Consider the following 232-nt stretch of genomic DNA (forward strand, 5'->3'; position numbering starts at 1 on the left):
GGCAACGCATGGCAGCCATTGTGATGGCTGCGGTGCTTCTTTTGGCAGGTGGGCTCGCCGGCTCGCGGCTGGGCTCGGAATTTACCCCCTCGCTGGAGGAAGGTGATATTCTCCTGCGGGTCACGATGGCTCCATCAATCTCGCTGACAGAAGCCGCTGCAACAACAACGCGGGTCGAGAAGCGGCTGCTGGACGCATTTCCGGAGATCAAGTCGATCGTCACCCGTATCGG

General features: G+C 60.8%; 1 protein-coding gene. It reads left to right on the forward strand.

Annotated features, from left to right (window positions below):
• Positions 1-232, forward strand: a 232-nt coding sequence (locus tag HOC_RS20850) for an efflux RND transporter permease subunit (protein ID WP_035542891.1), incomplete at both ends; no start/stop codon positions are given.

The organism is Hyphomonas oceanitis SCH89 (assembly GCF_000685295.1).
Classification (GTDB): Bacteria; Pseudomonadota; Alphaproteobacteria; order Caulobacterales; family Hyphomonadaceae; genus Hyphomonas; species Hyphomonas oceanitis.